Here is a 14,108-nt window from a genome sequence, read left to right as displayed (position 1 = left end):
GCGCCTTTTTTATAGGTTTAAGACAATGAAAAAGCTGCAAATTGCGGTAGGTATTATTCGCAACGAGAACAATGAAATCTTTATAACGCGTCGCGCAGCAGATGCGCACATGGCGAATAAACTGGAGTTTTCCGGCGGTAAAATTGAAATGGGCGAAACGCCGGAACAGGCAGTGGTACGTGAACTTCAGGAAGAAGTCGGGATTACCCCACAACATTTTTCGCTATTTGAAAAACTGGAATATGAATTCCCGGACAGGCATATAACTCTGTGGTTCTGGCTGGTCGAAAGCTGGGAAGGGGAGCCGTGGGGTAAAGAAGGGCAACCCGGTGAGTGGATGTCGCTGGTCGGTCTTAATGCCGATGATTTTCCGCCAGCCAATGAACCGGTAATTGCGAAACTTAAGCGTGTGTATGTCGAATAAGGCGTCACGCTGCATCCGACATTTGCATATGATGCCTGATGCGACGCTGGCGCGTTTTATCAGGCCAGCATCGCATCAGATAGAATGTCACTGCTTTGGCTCTTCGCTCCAGTCATCGCTTTCGGAAAGATCGCCACTGCTGGGGATTCGTTTTTCTTCAGCAGCCCATTCTCCGAGGTCGATCAGCTGACAACGTTTGGAGCAAAATGGCCGAAACGGGCTGATTTCACCCCACACCACCGTTTTCCCGCAGGTTGGGCAATTCACCGTAATAGTTTCTGACATTTTTACTCCTTAGCAACAGGCCAGTTCGAAATCCAGACGTTCTGGTACTTGTCCGTTTTCACTGTCCAGCGGCATAAAACGAATGGCAAAACGGCTCTTATGACCGGAAATTTGCGGATAAAGCTGTGAATCGAGCGACAGATTCAGGCGCAGCAAGTCGGCATCGCCACCGTTATCCTGATAAAAACCATTCAGGCTGGTTTGTTTACGGAAGGGGGCCGACTGGCGAATTAAATCCAGCACCATGGTAAGTGCCTGGGTAAGTGGGTTCAGGCTGGCAATCCAGGTTTCTACCTGGCTGTCGCGCTGCGCCTGGGGTAGATGCAGCCAAATGTGCAATGTAGGTAAATCAAAGCTGCAACAGCCGCCCGGGATGCTCAGTCGCTGACGCACCAGAGCAATCAAACGATCTTCACGTAGAAATTGCCCGATACGCGGCGCGGAAATTAATACGCTCCCCGCCGCTTTTAACTGCTGAATTAATGCTTCAATACGGCTCTGGTCCACGCCGGGCACGCCAATCCAGGTCTGGAGTTTACGTTGCTGCCGGTCAAGTTCTTTCAACAGCTCAGTGCGGACTTCGCCGCGCTCGAAAACATCCAGTAATTCGCTGACATTACGGAAGAAATGCAGCGCGCCAGCGTGGTCAACGATGGGTAAATTAACGGTGAGTTGCTGAATCAAAAACTCAATGCGCAGCCATGTACGCATTTTTTCATTTAGTGGATGTTCAAAAAGGACCTGGGTCTGCATTACGGTTTTTCCTGTGAGACAAACTGCGACGCAAGCTGCAAATAGTGTGCGTGCAGGCGGGCAACATCCGATGCGATAGCATCCGGTGCGCCGTTATTATCAATGACGTCATCTGCCACGGCAAGGCGAGCTTCGCGCGTTGCCTGAGCAGCAAGGATTTGTTCGACATGCTCGCGAGTTACATCGTCGCGCTGCATGGTGCGCTTAAGTTGCGTTTCTGGGCTGACATCCACCACCAGCACTCGATTCGCTTTTTTATACAGTGAGTTTTCTACCAGCAATGGCACAACCCATAGTACATAGGGGGAAGTAGCTTGCTGGATCTGGTGTTGCGTCTCTTGCTGAATCAGCGGATGCAGCAGGGCGTTAAGCCAGTTTTTCTCTTCCGGGTTGGCGAAGATCCGCTCGCGCAAGGCCCGGCGCTGCAATGTTCCATCAGCAGCAATCATGTTAGCGCCAAAGTGATCAGCAATGGCATGTAGCGCAGGTGCACCTGGTTCAACCACCTGACGCGCAATAATATCGGCATCAATGACGTTAATTCCGAGATCAGCAAACGCATTGGCAACGGTACTCTTGCCACTGCCAATGCCTCCCGTTAAGGCAACTATATACCTCATAATTTATATTCCCGGGAATTCATCATGATTATCAAAACGTTAAAAATGAGCGCACGAAAGCGAAATTGATGAAACGTTCGCTCACTATTTACCAGGTAAATTTATGGGATTGTAGCGTAAAAAAAGACAATTTCGCAGTCTTGCGCCGCATTGATTAGTGCGTATGATAACGTCACTGGAGTTGCGCTCTTACCCTTATAGCCATTAACCCCAGGAATCCGCACATGCGTATTGAAGAAGATCTGAAGTTAGGTTTTAAAGACGTTCTCATCCGCCCTAAACGCTCCACTCTTAAAAGCCGTTCCGATGTTGAACTGGAACGTCAATTCACCTTCAAACATTCAGGTCAGCGCTGGTCCGGCGTGCCAATTATCGCCGCCAATATGGACACCGTAGGCACATTTTCTATGGCCTCTGCGCTGGCTTCTTTTGATATTTTGACTGCTGTGCATAAACACTATTCTGTCGAAGAGTGGCAAGCGTTTATCAACAATTCTTCCGCTGATGTGCTGAAACATGTGATGGTTTCTACCGGCACGTCTGATGCGGATTTCGAAAAAACTAAACAGATTCTCGACCTGAACCCGGCATTAAACTTCGTTTGTATTGACGTGGCGAATGGTTATTCCGAACACTTCGTGCAGTTCGTTGCGAAAGCGCGTGAAGCGTGGCCGACCAAAACCATTTGTGCTGGCAACGTAGTGACTGGTGAAATGTGTGAGGAGCTTATCCTCTCCGGTGCTGATATCGTTAAAGTTGGCATTGGCCCAGGTTCTGTTTGTACAACTCGCGTCAAAACAGGCGTCGGTTATCCGCAACTTTCTGCGGTGATCGAATGTGCCGATGCTGCGCATGGTCTGGGCGGAATGATCGTCAGCGACGGTGGCTGCACCACGCCGGGCGATGTCGCGAAAGCCTTTGGCGGCGGTGCCGATTTCGTCATGCTTGGCGGCATGCTGGCGGGCCACGAAGAGAGCGGCGGTCGCATCGTTGAGGAGAACGGCGAGAAATTTATGCTGTTCTACGGCATGAGCTCAGAGTCTGCGATGAAACGTCACGTTGGCGGTGTTGCGGAATATCGCGCAGCAGAAGGTAAAACCGTTAAGCTGCCGCTGCGAGGCCCGGTTGAAAATACCGCGCGTGATATTTTGGGCGGCCTGCGTTCAGCTTGTACATACGTTGGGGCTTCACGCCTGAAAGAACTGACCAAGCGCACCACATTTATCCGTGTGCAGGAACAAGAAAACCGCATCTTCAACAACCTGTAATATACCAACGCTGGCGTGGAGCAACACGCCAGCGTTATCCCATTCCACTCATCGCATCGCCTAAATGGAAAATTGGCAGATACATTGCCACCACCAGCGTACCGATAATTCCTCCCGTTATGATCAGCAACGCCGGTTCCAGTAAGGCTGCGAGGTTATCCGCCAGCGCCATTGTGTTATCCCGATGATGATGGGCGAGGTTGTCTAACATGAGATCCAGCGAGCCGGATGCCTCTCCTGTTCTCACTAATTGCAAACAGAGCGGGCTAAACTCACCGGCATTTTTTAGCGCCAGCCAGATGGGGTGACCGTTACTGATATCGTGCTGGATTTGTGTCAGAAGTTGCACCCAGTACGGACAGCGCATTGTTTCTCTGACGCTCTCAACGCCCTGTAAAAAAGAAATGCCTGCACTTTGTGTCAGCGTCAGAATCGTAAAGATCTGCGTGAGTTTTTGTCCCCGCATCAGTGAACCCATAATCGGGATGCGTAACAGTAATTTCTGCCGTGCGATAAGCCTGGTTGGGTGGCGCATCAGCAGCTTATTGGCTATCGCCAGCAGAAAGCCGAATAGCACCAGCAACCAACCCCATTCGCCACTAAAACTTGCCAGCGTCATGATCCCCTGCGTTAGCGCCGGTAGCGGAGTGTTAAAGGTCTTATAGATAGCGGCAAACTCCGGCAGAACAAAATGCAGCATTGCCACAACCACCATGATTGCCATCGCTAAAATGATAATGGGATAACGTAACGCTGATTTCACTTTGTCGGTCAACTGACGCTGGGCTTTTTGCTGACGCGCCAGTTCAAAGCAGCATTCATCCAGCTTACCAGTCAGTTCACCTGTGCGGATCATCGCCTGATAGAGCGGCGGAAATACCTCTGACCAGGGTAATAAGGCATTGGAAAAGGCAACGCCCTGTTCAAGATCGTGCGCCAGTGATTGCAGCAACGCTTGCCACTGCTTACTGGGATGCTGTTCCGCCAGCAGAGCCAGCCCTTCAGAAAGCGTTAACCCGGCTTTGAGTAGCGTCGCCAGTTGATGAATGACTTCCGCGCTTTTATCTCCTCGCCACTGCGCAGAATTGATGGCGATTCGCTTCAGGCTTAGTGGGGTAACCATCTGTTGCTGTAGTGCCATGAGCAGCAAAGCACGGCTCTCTGCCCATAGCATCCCATCTTGCGCATTGCCGTCGCCGGTTATGCCACGCCAGCGCCAGAGTTGCTTACTCGCCATGCGGCATCCCCAATACGCGGATTAACTCTTCAAAGGTGGTTAAGCCTTGCTCCACAGCCAGGCAGCCGTTTTCAAAAAGCGTTCGCATACCCGCCTGTCGGGCGTGCGTTTCCAGCGATTCAACGTCGGTATTAGCGGAAATAAGCTGACGTATGACCGGTGTTATGGGCAGAACTTCAAATAAGGCCGTGCGACCATAAAAACCGTGGTAGCAATGTACACAACCGGGTGCCTGCCAGTGGGGCAGCGGCGACGGCCATACATTGTCTGGAATATGGATGGGCTCCCCTTGCTGCCGGCGACAATGCGGGCAAAGTTTGCGTACCAGACGCTGGGCTATTACCAGCGTAAGCGCCGATGATAGCATCCAGCGGGCGACTCCCATTTGCTGTAAACGTACCAGCGTTTCGCAGGTGGAATTAGTGTGTAGGGTAGACAACACCAGGTGACCGGTTTGCGCGGCTTTTATGGCAATTTCTGCCGTTTCGCCATCGCGGATCTCTCCGATCATGATGACGTCAGGATCCTGGCGCAATAACGCACGCAAAACGCCCTGAAAGGTGAGTCCGGCACGCGAATGGATTTGCGTCTGGTTTAATCCGGCTATGGGGATCTCAACCGGATCTTCGACGCTACAAATATTAATGTCAGCGGTATTCAGCGTTTGCAGGGCACTATAAAGCGTGACCGTTTTGCCGCTGCCTGTAGGGCCAGTTACCAGCACCAGTCCCTGTGGTTGTTGCAAGGCATGAGCAAAGTCCACCAGTTGTGACGGCTGCATTCCAAGCGTGTTAACATCCAGTGCCTGGTTCACCTGCTGTAACAACCTTAATACCACCTTTTCACCACCCCGACATGCTAAGGTCGCAATACGAAATGAGACGGCGTTTCCTGCCAGTTCGACAGTGAATTGCCCGTCCTGCGGCAGGCGATGTTCCGCAATATCCAGGTTTCCCAGCACTTTTAATCTGGCGGTTAATGCGACTCCGGCATCCGGTGAAACGTCCGGTAAAGGATGCAATACGCCGTCGATACGCAAGCGGATGCGGTAGGCATTGTCCGCTGGTTCGATATGAATATCAGACGCGCGTTGTTCTAGCGCAGATTGTAACGTTCGAGTCAGCAACTCTGCTTTGGGCTGATGCTTCTCCTGAACAGCTACGGGCAATGTCTGTTGTGTGCGACTGGCGTGACCTTCCATTTGTTGGCGCGTCCAGCAGGTGATCTCAATACGTTTGGTGGTAGCGAAATGCAATGCGTCCAGTAGCTCATGCGAAGGTGCATCGACTACCGCAACATGAACCACCTCTTCGCTGGCATCCAGCAAGACTCCCTGATAACGCAGACACAGGGCAGTGAGCTGTGGAATATTCATTGCCGCTCCTTAGTTGGCGTCATCAAAGCGGAAGACATCTTCGCAGGCTTGCTGCAATGCGCTGTCACTTTGAATATTGCAGTTACGCGTCCAGCCGGTGACGCCGTTTGCGTTATCCCAACCCGGTGTCATGACGACGCTTAGCCCATTGAGACTTTCTTGCCCGGTCAGCGACACCACGCCCTTTGCCACACTCATGGCTGAAACATAGCGGGTGGTGGTAGGCGAAGGAATGCCATTGCTGCCACCGTCGCAGGTATTTAATCCACCATGTTCCAGCGCGCACAACTCTACGGCGGTACGGTAAGGCACAAAGGTTTGTAGCATGTCGGTGAGTGCGGCTTTGCGCAGGTAGTTTTGATAAGCGGGAATACCAATGGCGCTTAAAATGGCAATGATGCCAATAACCACCATCAGTTCAATAAGTGTAAAACCGCGTTGCTTGTCCATCTGTTTCGCTCCTTGATTTGGTTGGCGCTACTTTGGCAAACGCCATCAGCACAAGCGAGGGGCAAAAAACGAAACGGGAAAGCAGCTTCCGAGGTTTTTTACTTCGTTGCAGCGAAAGACAAGAAATTTGCGAGGCGTTACGAAGAAAGTTGGGGAAGGGGAGATTTATCCGCCCGCGATGGAGCGGATAAATCTGTTAGCAATTAGCGAAAACGCATTGAAAGGTCGAGTGCCTGTACGTGTTTAGTTAGTGCACCAACGGAGATAAAGTCCACGCCCGTTTCGGCAAATTCGCGCAGTGTTTTGTCAGTGACGTTGCCAGACACTTCCAGTAGCGCCTTGCCGTTGGTGCGTTTGACGGCTTCGCGCATCTGTTCTGTTTCGAAGTTATCCAGCATGATGATATCGGCACCTGCTTTCAGGGCTTCATCAAGTTCTTCCAGATTCTCTACTTCGACTTCTACTGGCGCATCCGGGTGCAACCAGGACGCTTTTTCGACCGCCTGCCGCACTGAGCCGGAGGCAATAATATGGTTTTCTTTGATCAGGAAGGCATCAGAAAGCCCCAGACGGTGATTCGCTCCGCCGCCGCAAAGTACCGCGTATTTCAGAGCTGAACGCAGGCCGGGTAAGGTTTTGCGCGTATCCAACAGCTGCGTGTTGGTGCCTTCCAGTAATTCGACATAGTGGCGTACCTTACTGGCAACTCCTGAAAGGGTTTGCACAAAATTAAGCGCAGTGCGTTCGCCCGTTAACAGCACGCGAGATGGGCCTTCAAGTTCGAACAAGGGTTGATTGGCGTTGATGACATCGCCGTCATCCACATGCCAGATTATGGTGACATCGTCGCCTGCCAGTTGAATAAACACCTCTTCAACCCAGCGTTTGCCGCAAAATACGCCATTCTCGCGGGTGATCACTGTGGCATGAGAGCGAGAGTTTTCCGGTAAAAGTTTTGCCGTAATGTCATTGTTGGCATCGACTGTTCCGCCTAAATCTTCCCGCAGCGCCTGGGCCACCGCGCCGGGGATATCGAGATTAATGCGTTCCAGCAGCTCGTCACGTCGGGTGTCAGGGTTATAGCGGCGAGGCGGCATGTTAAAACTCCAGATAGCTAACGAATCATAAGGTAGAAACATGCTACTCTGAACCGGGTATTAGCACCACATATAAGGAGATCCTGCATGTTGTTAGAACAGGGGTGGCTGGCTGGCGCGCGCCGCGTTCCCTCACCACATTACGATTGCCGCCCGGATGACGAAACACCCACCCTGCTGGTGGTGCACAATATTAGCCTGCCGCCAGGCGAGTTTGGCGGTCCGTGGATCGACGCATTATTCACTGGAACTATTGATCCGCAGGCGCATCCTTTCTTTGCGGAGATCGCCCATTTGCGCGTCTCCGCTCACTGTTTGATTCGCCGTGATGGTGAAATAGTCCAGTATGTTCCTTTCGATAAACGAGCCTGGCATGCGGGAGTCTCTCAGTATCAGGGGCGCGAACGCTGCAATGATTTTTCTATTGGGATTGAGCTGGAAGGCACCGATACGCTGGCGTATACCGATGCGCAGTATCAACAGCTTGCGGCGGTTACACGGGCACTGATTGATCGCTATCCGGATATCGCTAATAACATGACGGGCCATTGTGATATTGCGCCGGATCGGAAAACCGATCCCGGTCCTGCATTTGATTGGGCACGGTTTCGTGCGCTGGTCAGCAAGGAGACAACATGACGCTATTTACAACCTTACTGGTGTTAATTTTCGAGCGCCTGTTTAAGTTGGGCGAGCACTGGCAGCTTGATCATCGTCTTGAAGCGTTCTTTCGGCGGGTGAAACATTTTTCTCTCGGGCGCACGTTATGCATGACCATTATTGCGATGGGCGTGACTTTTTTACTGTTACGCGCATTGCAGGGTGTATTGTTCAACGTTCCCACGTTGCTGGTGTGGCTGCTGATTGGTTTGCTGTGTATTGGCGCAGGTAAAGTTCGTCTTCATTATCATGCTTATCTGACAGCTGCTTCACGTAATGATAGCCATGCCCATGCCACGATGGCTGGCGAACTCACCATGATTCACGGCGTCCCGGCAGGCTGCGATGAACGTGAGTATTTGCGTGAGCTGCAAAATGCATTGCTGTGGATTAACTTTCGTTTTTATCTTGCTCCGCTGTTCTGGCTGATTGTGGGGGGAACCTGGGGACCCGTTACGCTGATGGGGTATGCGTTTTTGCGTGCATGGCAATACTGGCTGGCGCGATACCAGACGCCGCATCATCGTTTACAGTCCGGCATTGATGCCGTGCTTCATGCACTGGATTGGGTGCCGGTTCGTCTTGCGGGTGTGGTATATGCCTTGATCGGTCATGGTGAGAAAGCGTTACCGGCCTGGTTTGCTTCGCTGGGTGATTTCCATACTTCGCAATATCAGGTATTAACGCGTCTGGCACAGTTCTCTCTGGCGCGTGAACCGCATGTCGATAAGGTGGAGACGCCAAAGGCCGCGGTTTCAATGGCGAAGAAAACCTCGTTCGTGGTCGTGGTGGTAATTGCGCTACTGACGATTTACGGGGCGTTGGTGTAAAGATTATTGCCCTCACCCTGCACGGGTGAGGGCGTAGAGAGATTAATGCGCTTTTACGGCTTTGGCGGTTTTCTCTTTAAACAGATAGCCGATACCTAACACGATCAGCCATACCGGGATCAGGTATACCGAAATCGCCATTCCTGGGGTCATCAGCATAATCACCAGTACCGCCGCCATAAACAGCAGGCAGATCCAGTTACCCAGCGGATAAAGCAGGGCAGGGAAGCGAGTTACCACGCCTTGTTCTTGTTTGGCACGACGGAATTTCATATGCGCCAGACTGATCATCGCCCAGTTGATGACCAGTGCAGATACCACCAGCGCCATTAACAGTCCGAAAGCGGACTCTGGGGCAAGGTAGTTAATCAGTACGCACAATGCCGTAACCAGCGCAGACACCAGAATAGTGTTAACCGGTACGCCGCGTTTATCGACAGACGCCAGCGCTTTTGGCGCGTTCCCTTGTTGTGCCAGACCGAACAGCATACGGCTGTTGCAATATACGCAGCTGTTGTACACGGAGAGCGCAGCAGTCAGTACCACGATATTCAGCGCATTCGCTACAAAGGTATCGCCTAACTCGTGGAAGATCAGCACAAACGGACTGGTATCGGCGGTAACGCGGGTCCACGGCATTAGTGAGAGCAGAACGGCTAACGAGCCAATATAGAAAATCAGGATGCGGTAGATAACCTGGTTAGTTGCTTTCGGGATACTTTGCTCCGGGTTATCAGCTTCTGCTGCGGTGATCCCCACCAGTTCCAGACCACCGAAAGAGAACATGATAATCGCCATCATCATCACCAGACCGGTGAAGCCGTGTGGCAGGAAACCACCCTGATCCCACAGGTTGCTAACGCTCGCCTGCGGGCCGCCGTTGCCGCTGAATAGCAGCCAGGCGCCGAAGATGATCATCGCTACCACCGCGATAACTTTGATAATGGCAAACCAGAACTCCATCTCGCCAAACACTTTTACGTTTGTCAGGTTGATGGCGTTGATCACCACAAAGAACACGGCGGCAGAAACCCAGGTTGGGATTTCCGGATACCAGAACTGAATGTATTTACCCACGGCAGTCAGCTCTGCCATGGCAACTAAAACGTACAGTACCCAGTAGTTCCAGCCAGAGGCGAAACCGGCAAAACTGCCCCAGTATTTATAAGCAAAGTGGCTAAAGGAGCCTGCGACAGGTTCTTCGACCACCATTTCACCTAGCTGACGCATGATCAGAAAGGCGATAAAACCAGCAATGGCGTAACCCAGGATAATCCCTGGCCCTGCGGACTGTATTACGGAGGCGCTACCCAGGAATAGCCCTGTCCCTATCGCGCCACCCAGCGCGATAAGCTGAATATGGCGGTTTTTAAGGCCGCGCTTTAGCTGCTCGCCGTGCTGTTGACCTTCCATTATGAAACCTCGTGTTGTGTTGTTTTTTTGAACTACGCAGCAATGCGTGTGTAATTTTGTAATTCCGTTTGTTGTATTGGTTTCTTTACATTTTATGTAACTGAATTATGATGATAGTACTTTCAACTATCACAAGATAATGGTATACGCGCGAGAATGCACCTGCTTTATGTAGATGTGTTGATTTTCTGGATAAAAAAAAAGCAATTGTAAGTTTTTCATCACATTTAATAGATACTTTAAGTCTGATAACATACTGTTTTAACTAGCTATATACCGGATTTGTCTGCCTGCTGAACACCATGCCTTAGCCACCAGCACAATAATCTTACAAAAGGTCATATAAGAATAAATAGATGTTAATAATACAATGGGTTTGTAACGCGAGTATTTAAATATAATATTGCGAGCTAAGTGAAAACGTTAAGTAATTGAAATAATTTTTCATTAAAAGCGTTTCTTATTGATCGAGAAATAAGTTTTCTATTTAATGCAAATAAGTTAAGGATAAACGGGAATGAAATAAAGTGGGCGATATTGTTTACCTGAGAATAATCGGTGAGAAGCAGGGCGATATTTCTTCAGGCTGTGGGACGTATGCGTCGGTTGGTAATCGCTGGCAGGTTGGCCATGAAGATGAAATTTTTGCCTTTGCACTCACCAACGCCATTACCAGTACTGGTAATGGCGTTAATCTACAGGGGCTACAATTTTGCAAACTCATTGATAAAAGCTCACCGCTACTGTCTAATGCCATCAATCAGAATGAGCGGTTATTTATTGAAATCGATTTGTATCGTATAAATAAAAGCGGGCGATGGGAACGGTATTATTATATTCAGCTAAGAAATGCTTCATTAACTGCTATTCATGTAAACATTTCTGACAATAATCTTCCTACCGAATGTGTAACTGTCGATTATGACTACATATTATGTAAACATCTCATAGCCAATACGGAATTTGACTGGTTGGCCTTTCCTGCTGGCTATAATAGCTTATTTATTCCGCCTAAAAGTCCACCTGCCAGTAATCTTAAGCCTGAACCGCTACCAGTTGTTAACCTTCCACTCTCTTCACCAGCGGTTAACCCGGTCTATGCCAAATCCTGTCTGAAGGTGAAGGGATGTACAGATGCCGGAACGGCAGAAGAACCCGCTGAAAACTTCGGTCAAGTAGCGATTTTCGTTCAGCCAGTGGTTGATGACTGCTGTGGATACCACCATCCCGAGGCTAACGTTATCGGGGAACCCGCAGAAGCTCAAACCATGCTACTGTTCCCGAGTAGTGTGTTGGCGACTCAAATATGGGGAAAATGGTCGCTCAGTGGCGTACTCAGTGCAACCCGCGGCTCTTACATCGGTGCGTTGGCATCTGCTCTGTATATTCCCTCTGCGGGTGAGGGCAGTGCTCGTGTGCCTGGACGTGATGAGTTCTGGTATGAGGAAGAACTGCGGCAGAAAGCACTAGCAGGCAGTACCGCCACCACCCGGGTGCGTTTTTTCTGGGGAACTGACATTCACGGCAAGCCTCAGGTGTATGGTGTTCATACGGGTGAAGGTACGCCGTATGAAAACGTCCGCGTGGCGAACATGCAGTGGAACGAGCAGACGCAGCGTTATGAATTTACCCCCGCTCACGATGTCGATGGCCCCCTGATTACCTGGACGCCGGAAAATCCGGAACATGGGAATGTTCCGGGCCATACCGGTAACGACAGGCCGCCGCTGGAGCAGCCCACCATTCTGGTGACGCCGATTCCGGACGGCACCGATACCTATACCACGCCGCCATTCCCGGTTCCTGATCCGAAAGAATTCAACGATTATATTCTGGTTTTTCCGGCGGGATCCGGTATTAAGCCTATCTATGTTTACCTGAAGGAGGATCCGCGAAAGCTGCCTGGTGTTGTAACAGGGCACGGCGTCCCGCTTTCACCAGGAACTCGCTGGCTGGATATGTCGGTATCCAATAACGGCAACGGCGCACCAATCCCGGCGCATATTGTTGATAAATTGCGCGGACGGGAGTTTAAAACCTTTGATGAGTTTCGCGAGGCGCTGTGGCTGGAGGTGAGTCAGGAACCGGAGTTGATAGCGCAGTTTTCGGAAATTAATCAGTTACGTATTAGTCAGGGCTTTACACCTTTTGCCCCCGACGAAGGACACTATATTGGTCCTAAAGAAACACTTAAAAAATTTCAGATACATCATTTTATTGCTATTGAATATGGCGGCGGCGTATACGATATTGATAATTTACGAATTGTTACCCCCAGACTACACGATGAGATTCACTACAGGAGATAAATATGTTTAAAGAAAAGCTCGAAGATTATACCGAGGAGGAATTTCTTAATTTTTTAGGTGGATTGAGATCATCTATGAAAGATGGAAAGCCATTAAAAGGTAAGGAGCTAGAAATGTACTGGGATTCATTAGTAGATCATTTTATTGAAATTACACAGCATCCGTCAGGGAGCGATCTAATTTTCTACCCTAAAAGTCAAGGAGATGATAAGCCTGAAAACATCCTGAAAATTGTCAAAGAATGGCGGCGTTCACAGGGGTTACCCTTGTTTAAAGACTCTAAATAAAGTAGATAATAAAACTATATATGGAACATCATCGCATCTGGTTAATGCGATGATATTAATGACATAAAATAATAATGTGATTGCTCTTAAAAAACAGGTAAAAATACTGAAGCCTCATTAGGTTATTTTATCATTTTCCCGCTTTTACCGATACCCTTTGGCTGGAGGTGAGTCAGTATCCGGAGTTGATAGCGCAGTTTTCAAGCGGTAATCAAACACGTATAAAACAAGGGTTAATCGCAAAAGCACCACTTGAAGGTTGGCATTATGGCACTAAAGAAATCGTTAAAAAATTCCACATGTATCATCGTGTTGCGATTGAATATAGTGGCGGAATTTACGATATTGATAATTTAAGGAGGGCACACCTCATTTGCATGATGAAATTTATTACAGGAGATAGTTAAATGTATAATTTTAAAGATAAAATAGAAGATTACACAGAGCGGGAATTCATTGAGTTGCTTGGCGAGTTTACAAATCCAACCGGGGATAACGCTCAATTAAAAGGGGAAGAGCTTGACAAATATTGGGATGATCTAGAAGAACATCTTACCAGAATTACACAACATCCGTTGATGAGCGATCTTATCTACTATCCTGCAAAGAAGGGAGATGATGAACCTGAAAACATCCTGAAAATTGTCAAAGAATGGCGGCGTTCACAGGGGCTACCCTTGTTTAAAGACTCTAAATAAAGTAGATAATAAAACTATATATGGAACATCATCGCGTCTGGCTAATGCGATGATGTTAATAACATAAAATAATAATGTGGGTGCTCTTAAAAAACAGGTAAAATACTGAAATTTCATTAGGTTATTTTATCAATTTCCCGCTTTCACCGATACCCTTTGGCTGGAGGTGAGTCAGTATCCGGAGTTGATAGCGCAGTTTTCAACTGGTAACCAAACACGTATAAAACAAGGATTAATCGCAAAAGCGCCTCTTGAAGGTTGGCATTATGGCTCTAAGGAAATTGTTAAAGAATTCCATATATATCATAGTGTTGCGATTGAATGTGGTGGCGAAATTTATGATATTGATAATTAAAGGATTGTTACGCCTCGACTACATCATGAAATTCACTACAGGAGATA

Annotated in this window: 18 protein-coding genes; 10 read left to right on the top strand and 8 right to left on the bottom strand. The window is 49.2% G+C overall.

Translation table 11 applies throughout. From position 1 onward, the window contains the following. Positions 1-25 precede the first annotated feature (25 nt). Positions 26-424: an 8-oxo-dGTP diphosphatase MutT gene (gene mutT / locus ACJHX4_RS10935; RefSeq protein ID WP_000736048.1), complete on the top strand. Its 399-nt coding sequence runs from the start codon at positions 26-28 to the stop codon at positions 422-424. A gap of 87 nt (positions 425-511) precedes the next feature. On the opposite strand, the gene yacG is transcribed toward mutT, so the two are convergent. The 3 genes from yacG to coaE are packed head-to-tail and all read right to left on the bottom strand — an operon-like array spanning position 512 to position 2,082. Next, positions 512-709: a DNA gyrase inhibitor YacG gene (gene yacG / locus ACJHX4_RS10930; protein ID WP_000005042.1), complete on the bottom strand. Its 198-nt coding sequence runs from the start codon at positions 707-709 to the stop codon at positions 512-514. A gap of 9 nt (positions 710-718) precedes the next feature. Next, positions 719-1,462, bottom strand: a complete 744-nt coding sequence (zapD, locus tag ACJHX4_RS10925) for a cell division protein ZapD (protein ID WP_001194731.1) — start codon at positions 1,460-1,462, stop codon at positions 719-721. Beyond that, entirely contained in the window at positions 1,462-2,082 is a 621-nt protein-coding gene (coaE, locus tag ACJHX4_RS10920) for a dephospho-CoA kinase (RefSeq protein WP_001269520.1), read from the bottom strand. The genes zapD and coaE overlap by 1 nt, the downstream gene beginning before the upstream one ends. 24 nt (positions 2,083-2,106) lie before the next feature. Here coaE and ACJHX4_RS10915 point away from each other — a divergent pair, with 24 nt between their 5' ends. Together ACJHX4_RS10915 and guaC are read left to right on the top strand one after the other, a co-directional pair. Then, positions 2,107-2,151, top strand: coding sequence for a protein YacM (locus tag ACJHX4_RS10915; protein ID WP_120795372.1), 45 nt, complete (start codon positions 2,107-2,109; stop codon positions 2,149-2,151). A 155-nt stretch (positions 2,152-2,306) separates the two neighbouring features. Continuing rightward, complete coding sequence (gene guaC / locus ACJHX4_RS10910) at positions 2,307-3,350, top strand: GMP reductase (protein WP_001217320.1); 1,044 nt, start codon at positions 2,307-2,309, stop codon at positions 3,348-3,350. 34 nt (positions 3,351-3,384) lie between these two features. Here guaC and hofC read toward each other — a convergent pair whose 3' ends face one another. The 4 genes from hofC to nadC form a co-directional block, all read right to left on the bottom strand. Beyond that, positions 3,385-4,587 carry a protein transport protein HofC gene (gene hofC / locus ACJHX4_RS10905; protein WP_000157289.1) on the bottom strand — a complete coding sequence of 401 codons (1,203 nt, stop codon included), beginning with the start codon at positions 4,585-4,587 and terminating at the stop codon, positions 3,385-3,387. Further along, entirely contained in the window at positions 4,577-5,962 is a 1,386-nt protein-coding gene (gene gspE, locus ACJHX4_RS10900) for a type II secretion system protein GspE (protein ID WP_001025180.1), read from the bottom strand. Before gspE ends, hofC begins: the two co-directional genes overlap by 11 nt. Before the next feature lie 9 nt (positions 5,963-5,971). Then, the gene (ppdD, locus tag ACJHX4_RS10895; RefSeq protein ID WP_000360914.1) at positions 5,972-6,412 is read right to left on the bottom strand and encodes a prepilin peptidase-dependent pilin; all 441 of its coding nucleotides are present in this window, start codon (positions 6,410-6,412) and stop codon (positions 5,972-5,974) included. A 203-nt stretch (positions 6,413-6,615) separates the two neighbouring features. Beyond that, a complete protein-coding gene (gene nadC, locus ACJHX4_RS10890) occupies positions 6,616-7,509 on the bottom strand; it encodes a carboxylating nicotinate-nucleotide diphosphorylase (protein WP_001135168.1) in 894 nt (297 codons plus the stop codon). A gap of 87 nt (positions 7,510-7,596) precedes the next feature. On the opposite strand from nadC, the gene ampD reads away from it, so the two are divergent. Continuing rightward, positions 7,597-8,148 carry a 1,6-anhydro-N-acetylmuramyl-L-alanine amidase AmpD gene (gene ampD, locus ACJHX4_RS10885; protein ID WP_000923703.1) on the top strand — a complete coding sequence of 184 codons (552 nt, stop codon included), beginning with the start codon at positions 7,597-7,599 and terminating at the stop codon, positions 8,146-8,148. Continuing rightward, complete coding sequence (gene ampE, locus ACJHX4_RS10880; protein ID WP_000171980.1) at positions 8,145-8,999, top strand: beta-lactamase regulator AmpE; 855 nt, start codon at positions 8,145-8,147, stop codon at positions 8,997-8,999. The genes ampD and ampE overlap by 4 nt, the downstream gene beginning before the upstream one ends. Before the next feature lie 42 nt (positions 9,000-9,041). On the opposite strand, the gene aroP is transcribed toward ampE, so the two are convergent. Continuing rightward, the gene (gene aroP / locus ACJHX4_RS10875) at positions 9,042-10,412 is read right to left on the bottom strand and encodes an aromatic amino acid transporter AroP (RefSeq protein WP_000399017.1); all 1,371 of its coding nucleotides are present in this window, start codon (positions 10,410-10,412) and stop codon (positions 9,042-9,044) included. A 527-nt stretch (positions 10,413-10,939) separates the two neighbouring features. Here aroP and tssD point away from each other — a divergent pair. The 5 genes from tssD (at position 10,940) to ACJHX4_RS10850 (ending at position 14,061) form a co-directional block, all read left to right on the top strand. Next, positions 10,940-12,721: a type VI secretion system tube protein TssD gene (gene tssD / locus ACJHX4_RS10870; RefSeq protein WP_000502513.1), complete on the top strand. Its 1,782-nt coding sequence runs from the start codon at positions 10,940-10,942 to the stop codon at positions 12,719-12,721. A 2-nt stretch (positions 12,722-12,723) separates the two neighbouring features. Further along, positions 12,724-13,008: a bacteriocin immunity protein gene (locus ACJHX4_RS10865; RefSeq protein WP_000471924.1), complete on the top strand. Its 285-nt coding sequence runs from the start codon at positions 12,724-12,726 to the stop codon at positions 13,006-13,008. A gap of 167 nt (positions 13,009-13,175) precedes the next feature. Then, complete coding sequence (locus ACJHX4_RS10860) at positions 13,176-13,415, top strand: hypothetical protein (RefSeq protein WP_001311381.1); 240 nt, start codon at positions 13,176-13,178, stop codon at positions 13,413-13,415. Beyond that, the gene (locus ACJHX4_RS10855) at positions 13,416-13,706 is read left to right on the top strand and encodes a bacteriocin immunity protein (protein ID WP_000282227.1); all 291 of its coding nucleotides are present in this window, start codon (positions 13,416-13,418) and stop codon (positions 13,704-13,706) included. A 166-nt stretch (positions 13,707-13,872) separates the two neighbouring features. After that, on the top strand, positions 13,873-14,061 hold the full coding sequence (locus ACJHX4_RS10850) for a hypothetical protein (RefSeq protein ID WP_000085117.1): 189 nt from the start codon (positions 13,873-13,875) through the stop codon (positions 14,059-14,061). Positions 14,062-14,108 lie beyond the last annotated feature (47 nt).

Source organism: Escherichia sp. WS2035 (assembly GCF_046487065.1).
Classification (GTDB): Bacteria; Pseudomonadota; Gammaproteobacteria; order Enterobacterales; family Enterobacteriaceae; genus Escherichia; species Escherichia coli.
This window is presented reverse-complemented; position numbering and strand designations above follow the sequence as displayed.

Excerpts from the sequence above, each read along its gene's own strand:
- mutT (WP_000736048.1), top strand. The coding sequence starts at position 26 with ATGAAAAAGCTGCAAATTGCGGTAGGTATTATTCGCAACGAGAACAAT.
- yacG (WP_000005042.1), bottom strand. The coding sequence starts at position 709 with ATGTCAGAAACTATTACGGTGAATTGCCCAACCTGCGGGAAAACGGTG.
- zapD (WP_001194731.1), bottom strand. The coding sequence starts at position 1,462 with ATGCAGACCCAGGTCCTTTTTGAACATCCACTAAATGAAAAAATGCGT.
- coaE (WP_001269520.1), bottom strand. The coding sequence starts at position 2,082 with ATGAGGTATATAGTTGCCTTAACGGGAGGCATTGGCAGTGGCAAGAGT.
- guaC (WP_001217320.1), top strand. The coding sequence starts at position 2,307 with ATGCGTATTGAAGAAGATCTGAAGTTAGGTTTTAAAGACGTTCTCATC.
- hofC (WP_000157289.1), bottom strand. The coding sequence starts at position 4,587 with ATGGCGAGTAAGCAACTCTGGCGCTGGCGTGGCATAACCGGCGACGGC.
- gspE (WP_001025180.1), bottom strand. The coding sequence starts at position 5,962 with ATGAATATTCCACAGCTCACTGCCCTGTGTCTGCGTTATCAGGGAGTC.
- ppdD (WP_000360914.1), bottom strand. The coding sequence starts at position 6,412 with ATGGACAAGCAACGCGGTTTTACACTTATTGAACTGATGGTGGTTATT.
- nadC (WP_001135168.1), bottom strand. The coding sequence starts at position 7,509 with ATGCCGCCTCGCCGCTATAACCCTGACACCCGACGTGACGAGCTGCTG.
- ampD (WP_000923703.1), top strand. The coding sequence starts at position 7,597 with ATGTTGTTAGAACAGGGGTGGCTGGCTGGCGCGCGCCGCGTTCCCTCA.
- ampE (WP_000171980.1), top strand. The coding sequence starts at position 8,145 with ATGACGCTATTTACAACCTTACTGGTGTTAATTTTCGAGCGCCTGTTT.
- aroP (WP_000399017.1), bottom strand. The coding sequence starts at position 10,412 with ATGGAAGGTCAACAGCACGGCGAGCAGCTAAAGCGCGGCCTTAAAAAC.
- ACJHX4_RS10865 (WP_000471924.1), top strand. The coding sequence starts at position 12,724 with ATGTTTAAAGAAAAGCTCGAAGATTATACCGAGGAGGAATTTCTTAAT.
- ACJHX4_RS10855 (WP_000282227.1), top strand. The coding sequence starts at position 13,416 with ATGTATAATTTTAAAGATAAAATAGAAGATTACACAGAGCGGGAATTC.